Source organism: Halorubrum persicum (assembly GCF_002727125.1).
Lineage (GTDB): Archaea > Halobacteriota > Halobacteria > Halobacteriales > Haloferacaceae > Halorubrum > Halorubrum persicum.
This window is the reverse complement of record NZ_NHOA01000069.1, coordinates 1-8,404: the sequence shown is the minus strand read 5'-3', so window position 1 is coordinate 8,404 and position 8,404 is coordinate 1. Positions and strand designations below refer to the sequence as shown.

The window sequence follows — 8,404 nt, the reverse complement described above, 5'->3', positions numbered from 1 at the left end:
GGGGTGTAGTGGGGTAGTCGGGGTGTGATGGGTAGGGTAGTGGGAGTCAGAGTGGTCGGTGAGAGGAAGGATTGTCGGCAGTAAAAGCAAAACGGCTGTCAGAAGATCGGTAGTGTAGTTCACCGGAAATCCGGTGTCACCACCGCAGTGTGACTCGACAAAAACGCAGCTGAACCAGAAGCGCAAAACAAAGGTCAGGGAACGGAGGCGGCTCACAAGACAGGTGACACTCCAGAGGGAGCTCGAGCCAGGATAATTAGTGGGATCGTGTGACCGTACGAAAGAGACGATCAAGTTTCGGTACGAGTCCGTATGTATATGCGGTATATACACATCGTAGTGTAAACCGAGGAGTCGAAGTACCAGTCAGAGACCGTGTTTCCGATGAAAGTTCAGGATTTCCGGTGAAACCGGGTCTCTCTGACTTACATTTTTTCTCTTGCTCTTTGGTCTAGTGGACTATACTCAAAACTTATTTATAGTTTTTTCTAATCCAAGAGCAATTTTTGAGGCAACCGAGTGGGGGTGAATCGGGAATCAAGATCGGGCGTTTCTGCCCCCCACCAGCCACCACCAACCNNTCACCGGAAACACGGTGTGTCTCTCAAACAGTCGTGCCCAGTCACGGCAACAGTACCAGATTAGAATGGCCAGAACACCCGGAACATCCACGGTCACCTACGCTATCATACCCGCGAATTCGTTGCCTCACAGAGTATCAAACGGAGATCGGCAGAAGATCGCAGAAGACCAGAGGACTACCGTAGAAGATCAAAGGACTACCGCAGAAGACCGGAAGGCTGCAGAGGACCGCAACCACAAGCGATTCGCTACCCTACTCCTGCGCGTCGACGACGGCCACACTGGCCAGGTTGACGATGTCTTTGACCTCGTCGCCCCGCTGGAGGACGTGGACCGGTTCGTCCATTCCAACCAGCATCGGGCCGATGGCCTCCGCGCCGCCGAGCCGCTGGAGCAGCTTGTAGCCGATGTTCCCGGCTTCAAGGTTCGGGAACACGAGCACGTTCGCGGCTTCGTCGAGCTCCGAGAACTCGTACGTGTTGTTGAGAATGTCGTCAACGACCGCGGTGTCGGCCTGCATCTCACCGTCGACAGGGAAGTCGACGCTCTCGTCCTCGTGGAGTATCTCAACGGCCTCCCGTGGCTTCTGAGTCCCTTCGTTGTCGACGCTCCCGAAGTTGGAGTAGGAGAGCATCGCCGCGCGCGGCTCGACGTTGAACCGACGAGCGAGCTCGGAGGTGTGACGCGTGATCTCCGCGAGCGTCTCTGCGTCGGGGTCCTGGTTCACCGTTGTGTCGGCACAGAAGATGACCCGGTTTTTGAACGTGAGCATGTACACGCCGGCGACGGTATCGGTGTCGGCCGCGGATCCGACGACCTGCAGCGGCGGCCGGAGTGCCGACGGATAGTGATGAGTCAGGCCGGTGAGCATCGCGTCGACGTCCCCGGACTTCACCATGACGCTCCCGAGGTAGTTCGTGTCTCGCCGGACCAGTTCGTTCGCCTCCCGGCTCGTGATCCCCTTGCGCTTGCGTAGCTCGTAGAGCTGGTCGCCGTACGCCGACACGTCCCGGTCGTCCGGATCGACGACCTCCGGCTGGAACGACAGCCCGAGCTGGTCGGCGGTGCGAGTGATCGTGTCGGCGTCGCCGAGCAGCACCGGCTCGGCGATCCCCTGCTCCGAGAGCTGGTAGGCCGCGCGGATCATCTTCTCGTCGGTCCCCTCTGCCAGCGCGATACGCTTCGGATCGCTTTTCGCTTTGTTCAACACGACGCGCATCATCTCGCGGGACTTCCCGAGGCGTGCCTCCAGGCGCTCCCGGTACTGTTCGAGGTCGATTTCGGTCCGCGCTGACCCCGACTCCATCGCCGCCTCCGCGACGCTGGGTGCGACCTCGAAGAGCACGCGCGGATCGAGGGGTTTCGGGATCACGTAGTCCGCCCCGAACTGGAGCGGGTCGTCGCCGTACGCCTTCACGACCGCATCAGGGACATCCTTGCGAGCCAGTTCAGCGAGCGCCTTCGCGGCGGCCCGCTTCATCTCCTCGTTGATCTCAGTCGCGCGCACGTCGAGCGCGCCGCGGAACAGGAACGGGAACCCGAGCACGTTGTTCACCATATTCGGGTAATCGGACCGCCCCGTCGCCATGATCACCGTGTCGTCGCGAGCGTCCTTCGCGTCCTCGTAGGTGATCTCCGGATCGGGGTTCGCCATCGCGAAGATGATCGGGTCCGACGCCATCGACTGGACCATCTCCTGCGAGACGATCCCGCCGACGGAGAGTCCGACGAACACGTCCGCGTCCTCCATCGCGTCGGCGAGGTCGCCGCCCGCTCCATTGCTGGCGAACTCGCTTTTGTAGTCGTTGACGTCGCCGCTGGCGGCCCGCTGCTCCGTGATGATCCCGGAGGAGTCGCACATGGTGATGTTCTCCTTCCGCGCGCCGAGCGAGACGTAGAACTTCGCGGTCGCGATCGCGGACGCGCCCGCGCCCGAGAAGACGATCTCGATGTCGGAGAGGTCTTTCCCGGAGATCTCCGTCGCGTTCATCAGCGCCGCTCCGGAGATGATCGCGGTCCCGTGTTGGTCGTCGTGGAAGACGGGCACGTCCATCTCGTCGCGGAGCCGCTCTTCGATCTTAAAGCACTCGGGGGCCTTGATGTCCTCGAGGTTGACGCCCCCGAAGGTCGGCTCCATCGCCTTCACGGCCTCACAGAACGGATCGACGTCGTCGATGTCGAGTTCGATGTCGAAGACGTCGATGTCGGCGAACCGCTTGAACAGGACGCCTTTCCCCTCCATGACGGGCTTCGACGCCGACGCACCGATGTCACCGAGCCCGAGCACGGCGGACCCGTTCGAGACGACCGCAACGAGGTTCCCCTTCGCGGTGTACTCGAACACCGATTCCGGGTCCGCGGCGATGTCGCGACACGGCGCTGCGACTCCCGGCGAGTACGCGAGCGAGAGGTCCCGCTGCGTGTTCGTCGGTTTGGTCGTCTCGATCTCGATCTTCCCCGGCGGCTCCTGTCGATGATACTCTCTCGCGTCGTCGTCTAGTCCCATGTCTCCTCCAATTCGGTAACGGAGTAAAAAGGTATGTGAACCCGTCGAATACTGATTCGACATTCGACGATCCGCGGACGCGATTCAGTCGCGGTCGGTCGACCCTGAGCCAGTATCGGTCGACGTCGAATCAGTGACGGCCGAAGCCGGGTCGATGTCCGCGTGGAACAGCGTCAGCGCCGGGTCGATACCACCGAGTGTAGCGACTTCGTACGCGATCAGGTACGATCGGGTGACGACACTGACCGGGAGCGTCAGTGCAACCAACGCCACCACGGCGATAATGGCGACGATCGCGACGGTCGCGGCCCCAGCAGTCGTACTCACCAACGCGCCGAGACCGCCGATGGGAACGGCCGCGAGCAGGAGCACGCTCCCGGCGACTACGACGACTGCCGAACCAGCGATCACGAACGCGATCCCCTCGACGATCGCCGTTCCGAGGCTGACGAAGAAGTGAACCGCGAGATAGACGAAGAGCTCCGCCCACTCCCCGCTCACCGCGCGCCAGACACGACGCCACCCGGCAACCACGCCGACTTCCTCGACGACCATCGCGGGAACGACGAACTCGTAGGTGAGCCGGAGTGCGAGCGTCCCGAGCAGGACGACCCCGCCCCCGAGAAGCCCCACGGCAACCGCAGGGCCCGTCGAAAGCGCTCCGACCGTCGCCGCGAACGAGTCGATCGGCGCCCACCCAATCGGCGTCTCCCTCGCGACCAGGACGAGCGCCGTCAACGCGATCGGACCGGCGGCGATCGACCACAGGACCGCGGAGGCGACGAACAGGCCGCCCCCCTGCCGGAGTCGCCCGAGGAACGGCTGCCACAGTCGGATCTCGTTCGTCCGAAGCGCGTCGTAAAAGACCAGCCGAAGCGACAGCGAGGCCACTGAGAACGCGACAACCCCGAGTCCCACGACGACCGCGGCGGCGGCGATCAGCCAGTCAGCCGGCAGACCACCGACGAGGTCCGCAACGACGGCGTCGACCGCCCCGATGCCGGTTTCCGTCTCCGTCCCGGTCTCTATGCCCCCGGATTCCGTCACACCGCCCAGCCGAGCGTCGGGAGCCGCGGGAACCGACACCCCGGCGTTCGCACCCCCACCCATCAGGAGGACAAGGAGCGCCAGTTTCGCCCAGCGGACCACGCTGACCGGGAACAGGAACCGACGAGCGGCCTCGACGGCGTCGTCCACGGCCGCGACGGCGTGCCAACCCATATCCCACGATTCACCGGGGCCGCATATATAATGTGACGGAGGGAAATCCGGCCACTCCGGCCCGATCCGACCTGTTGCGATCTGCCGTCACTCGCGACCCACAGCCCTTTACGCCGAACGCGACGAAGTGGCTCGCATGAAGGTCCGCGGCGAACGGGAGTGCCGGGAGTGCGGCGCGCGTTGGTCGTACTACGAGACGGGATCCGTCGAGTGCCCCGACTGCGGGTCCCTCAAGAGCGTCGGCGTCGACGACAGGACCGCCCACACCGACGCACCCGCGACGCTCGACCTCAGCCCCCATCGCGCACGCTTCGGCGACGCGCGTGGAACGCTCCCCGAAGAGGGCGTCGACGACCTCAAAGCCGACCTCCGCGAATACGCCCGCAAGCGGGGGTTCATCCGCGGGGGCGAACTGCTCCCGCTCGACGACGCCTACCTCGCCGCCCGCGAACTGCTCGAGGCTATTGACCTCTACGACCGGCTCCGCGACCCCACCGACCGCGACCGGGAGTACCTCCTCGCTCTGCTCGCCGGTGCCGACGATGGCGACCGGCCCGCGACCGAGGCGGTCCCCGAGTCCCTCCGCGAGGCGCGGGGGATGGCCACGGTCCGCGCGGTCGACGAGTACCGGACCGACCTCCTCTCGTTTCTCGACGAACTCGAGGGAGTCGCGGGACTCGAGGAAGTCGACGACACCACCGATGCCGACGCGTCCATACCGACGGTTTCGGTCGCCGGCGACGACCCGCTCTCGCGGATCGCTCCCGCCCGCGCGCTCCTCGAACGCCTCCGCGACCGCACGAAGCGCGCCGAGGCGCTCACGGGTGACGTGCCGCCGGCCGACGCCGACGCCCTCGTCGACGCCGCCGACGCGCTCGGCGAGTACGTCAGGACCGGCGACGAGCCCCCCCTCGACCGTGCTCGGAGCCTGATCGCCGACACCGAGACGTAACCGTCGCCGACACCGAACCGTACCCCTGCGACCATCGAAACGCAATCACGGCTGATACTCGCGGAGTCAGCTTCAACTGTCGGGTCGGGTATTTCGACGCATGCCCCGGTTCGACGTGCACGATCACCGCCACGCGCTGAAACAGCTCAAGGACACGGGCGCGACACGCCTCTGGGAGAACCGAAAAGACGTGGCCTGTCCGGTGTGTGAGGCCCCGTTCGACCGCCTGTTTACCACCCGGAAGCCGGGAACGACATTTCCAGAAAGCGACGGCGCGCGCTTCTGTCTCCTCCGCGACGAGGACGCGATACACCTGTTCCGCCACTGACGCGCGGTCAGTCTCTCCGGACCTCGCTCTCGACTTCAGTCGTCGGCCGCGGGATCCACGCCGGGCGCCGGATCGTCGATGTACCGTTCCGTCCACGTCCCGCGCGCGAACCACGCCACGCCGATGATCGCGCCGAGGATGTTCCCGAGTGCCATCCCCACCCAGATCCCCGTCTCGCCCCAGCCGGCGATGAAGACGAGGTAGCCCACGCTGGCGACCCGCCCGACCCAGAGCGTGAGGATCGAGATCACCATCGCGGTCTTCGTGTTGCCGGCCCCCCGGAACGCACCGAGGATGACCTGCGAGACGCCGATGAAGGCGAACTCGACGGACCGAATCCGGACGTATTCGACCGCGTGCGCGACGGTCGCCGGCGCGTCGGGCACGTCTCCGAGGAAGGCGCCGACGATCGGCTCCGTGAACGCCACCGCGACGACCGCGACGAGGAACATCACCCCCGCCCCGGTCGACGCCGCGAGCTTGACCGACCGCGCGGCGCGGTCCGCCCGGTTCGCGCCGAGGTTCTGCCCGACCATCGTGTCGATCGCGCGCCCGAGCCCCATCGCGGGGAGGAACACGAGCGAGATGAGCCGGTTGCCCAGCCCGTAGGCCGCGACGACCGGCGGGGAGAACGTGACGACCATCGCGGTGAGCGTGATCATCGCCAGCGCGCTGGTCGTCTGCTCGACGCTGGAGGGGAGCCCGAGCCGGAAGATGTCCCCGATGAATCCGAGGTCCGGGCGGAGGTGACCCAGCGAGACGTCCGGCCCGAGCCCGGTGCCGAACAGCACCCAGATCCCGACCGCGGTGGCGACTCCCCGCGAGAAGATCGTCGCTATCGCGGCACCTTCGATCCCGTAGCCGGCGAATCCGGTGGCCGCGAACAGGGCCGCCTGAACGCCGACGGGGTCGAGCGCCGCGACGAGCGGCACCGCGGCGAGCCACTCGAACAGCGGGTTGGCCGAGAACCCGAAGATGAGGAACGGGTCGAGTAGCACGTTCAGAACCACCGAGACGAGCATCACCGTCATCGGCGTCCGGGTGTCACCGTATCCGCGCATCAGCGCGGAGAAAACGAAGAACCCGAACATCAGCGGGATACCCGCGAAGATGACTTCCATGTAGTCGGCCGCCAGCGGGATCACCGTCGCCGCCGTGTCGGCGTCGCTCGGCAGGATCTCGAGCGCCGGACGCGTGTAGAAGTACCCCGCGATCCCGATGAGCACAGACAGCACGGAGACGGTGAAGATGGTCTGGCCGGCGACGAGCCCCGCAGACCGGTTCCCGTCGGCACCGGTGTACTGCGCGACGAGGATCGCTCCCGCGGTCGTGAAGCCGCCGGCGACCGCGATGAGGAGGAAGATCAGCGGGAACGCGAGGCTGATCGCCCCCACCGCCTCGGCGGACAGGCGCCCGAGGTACAGCGTGTCGACCACGTTGTACATTACCTGCAACAGCTGGATGACGACGATCGGCCACGCGAGGTGGAACAGCGGCCGGATCAGGCTCCCCTCGGTGATCGACTCCTCCGACACCCGTTCGTCGGGGGAATCGCCGGGGGCGCTGTCGCCGTCGTCGGGGCCGCCGTCGCCGTCGCCGCCAGAACCGCCGTCGCCGTCGCCACCGTCCGCTGCTTCGGACGAGGCGCTGACCGCGTCGCTACTGTTCGTCTCGTGGTTCGGACCACCGTCGTCGCCGGCGCCGTCGTCGGGGGAGGAATCAACGCCGCCGAACTCCGAAGGCGACTCCGACGGGTCCTCGGAGGGCTCGTCGCTCACTGATTTATAAGCGGGGGGCTCGCTGTATCAGGGTTCCGGTTCTGTGGGACAGCCCACCACACTATGTCACACGGAACCAGTCAGCGATCGTTTCCGGAGCCGGCGCCGCCGACGGAGTCAGCCGTCGCTTCCGTCGTCTCCCTGACATCCGCCTCGGCGTTCCGGGACTCGCCGGCCCCTCGGCCCTCGGAATCGGGCTTGTCGCCGGCCCGCTGTCCCGGCGGTCGGCCGTCTTCCGGCCCGCCGACCCGGGCGATGCCCGAGGTGTCGTCGAAGACGAGGTGCCGGTGCGGGTACGCCATCTCCACGTCGGCGTCCTTGACCCGCTCGCGGATCCTGATGTTCACGTCGGACTGGACCTTCGCGAGCTTGTACGGCTTCTTCACCCAGTACCGGAGGCGAAGGAGCACGCCGTCGTCCCCGAACTCGTGGATCCGACAGTCGGGGCTGGCGGTGTAGCGCGCGACGCCGACGCGGATGTCGGGGCCGCCGTCGATCACCGCCTCGCAGTCCCGCGCGGCGCGCTCGATGAGCCGACGCGCCTCGGAGACGTCGCTTTCGTACGTGACGAGCACGTCGATCGTCCGCCGGGTCCGCTCGTCCTCGGCGGAGTAGTTGGTGACATCGCGCTCGCGCATCGTCCCGTTCGGCACGACGAGGAACGTGTTATCAAGCGTGAATATCTTCGTGTACCGGATCGTGATATCCTCGACGAACCCCGTCGTCCCGTTCTCCAACTCGATCATGTCGCCGATCTCGAACGGCTGGTCCGCGAGGATGAACACGCCGTTGATGAAGTTGCCGACGATCGGCGCGAGGATGATCCCGATCACGGCGGAGAAGACGGCGGTCCCGACATCCGCGTCGGCGTCGCGCGCTACACCGCCAGCCCCGACTGTCGGATCCACGAGTTCGGGGACGCCGGCGTGCTCCTTCGCCTCCGGTACTGGGTGAAGAAGCCGTACAAGCCCGCGAAGGTCCAGCCCGACGTGGCCATCAGGATCCGCGCGCGGGTCAAGGACGCCGACGTGGAGATG

General features: G+C 65.9%; 6 protein-coding genes. 2 read left to right on the top strand and 4 right to left on the bottom strand.

From position 1 onward, the window contains the following. Window positions 1–835: 835 nt before the first annotated feature. Both DJ69_RS09005 and DJ69_RS09000 read right to left on the bottom strand, forming a co-directional pair. Window positions 836–3,088: an NADP-dependent malic enzyme gene (locus DJ69_RS09005; RefSeq protein WP_099255305.1), complete on the bottom strand. Its 2,253-nt coding sequence runs from the start codon at window positions 3,086–3,088 to the stop codon at window positions 836–838. 84 nt (window positions 3,089–3,172) lie between these two features. After that, a complete protein-coding gene (locus tag DJ69_RS09000) occupies window positions 3,173–4,309 on the bottom strand; it encodes a DUF7544 domain-containing protein (protein WP_099255304.1) in 1,137 nt (378 codons plus the stop codon). 136 nt (window positions 4,310–4,445) lie between these two features. Here DJ69_RS09000 and DJ69_RS08995 point away from each other — a divergent pair, with 136 nt between their 5' ends. Together DJ69_RS08995 and DJ69_RS08990 are read left to right on the top strand one after the other, a co-directional pair. Beyond that, on the top strand, window positions 4,446–5,261 hold the full coding sequence (locus DJ69_RS08995; RefSeq protein ID WP_099255303.1) for a DUF7117 family protein: 816 nt from the start codon (window positions 4,446–4,448) through the stop codon (window positions 5,259–5,261). A 100-nt stretch (window positions 5,262–5,361) separates the two neighbouring features. Then, window positions 5,362–5,589: a DUF7385 family protein gene (locus DJ69_RS08990; RefSeq protein WP_099255302.1), complete on the top strand. Its 228-nt coding sequence runs from the start codon at window positions 5,362–5,364 to the stop codon at window positions 5,587–5,589. Between the two features lie 35 nt (window positions 5,590–5,624). On the opposite strand, the gene DJ69_RS08985 is transcribed toward DJ69_RS08990, so the two are convergent. After that, the gene (locus tag DJ69_RS08985) at window positions 5,625–7,367 is read right to left on the bottom strand and encodes an MATE family efflux transporter (protein ID WP_099255301.1); all 1,743 of its coding nucleotides are present in this window, start codon (window positions 7,365–7,367) and stop codon (window positions 5,625–5,627) included. Window positions 7,368–7,447: 80 nt separating this feature from the next. Beyond that, window positions 7,448–8,404, bottom strand: a 957-nt coding sequence (locus DJ69_RS08980) for a mechanosensitive ion channel family protein (RefSeq protein WP_245851596.1), incomplete at its 5' end; no start/stop codon positions are given.

Coding starts and splice junctions, on each gene's coding strand:
- DJ69_RS09000 (WP_099255304.1), bottom strand. CDS start 4,309: ATGGGTTGGCACGCCGTCGCGGCCGTGGACGACGCCGTCGAGGCCGCT.
- DJ69_RS09005 (WP_099255305.1), bottom strand. CDS start 3,088: ATGGGACTAGACGACGACGCGAGAGAGTATCATCGACAGGAGCCGCCG.
- DJ69_RS08990 (WP_099255302.1), top strand. CDS start 5,362: ATGCCCCGGTTCGACGTGCACGATCACCGCCACGCGCTGAAACAGCTC.
- DJ69_RS08995 (WP_099255303.1), top strand. CDS start 4,446: ATGAAGGTCCGCGGCGAACGGGAGTGCCGGGAGTGCGGCGCGCGTTGG.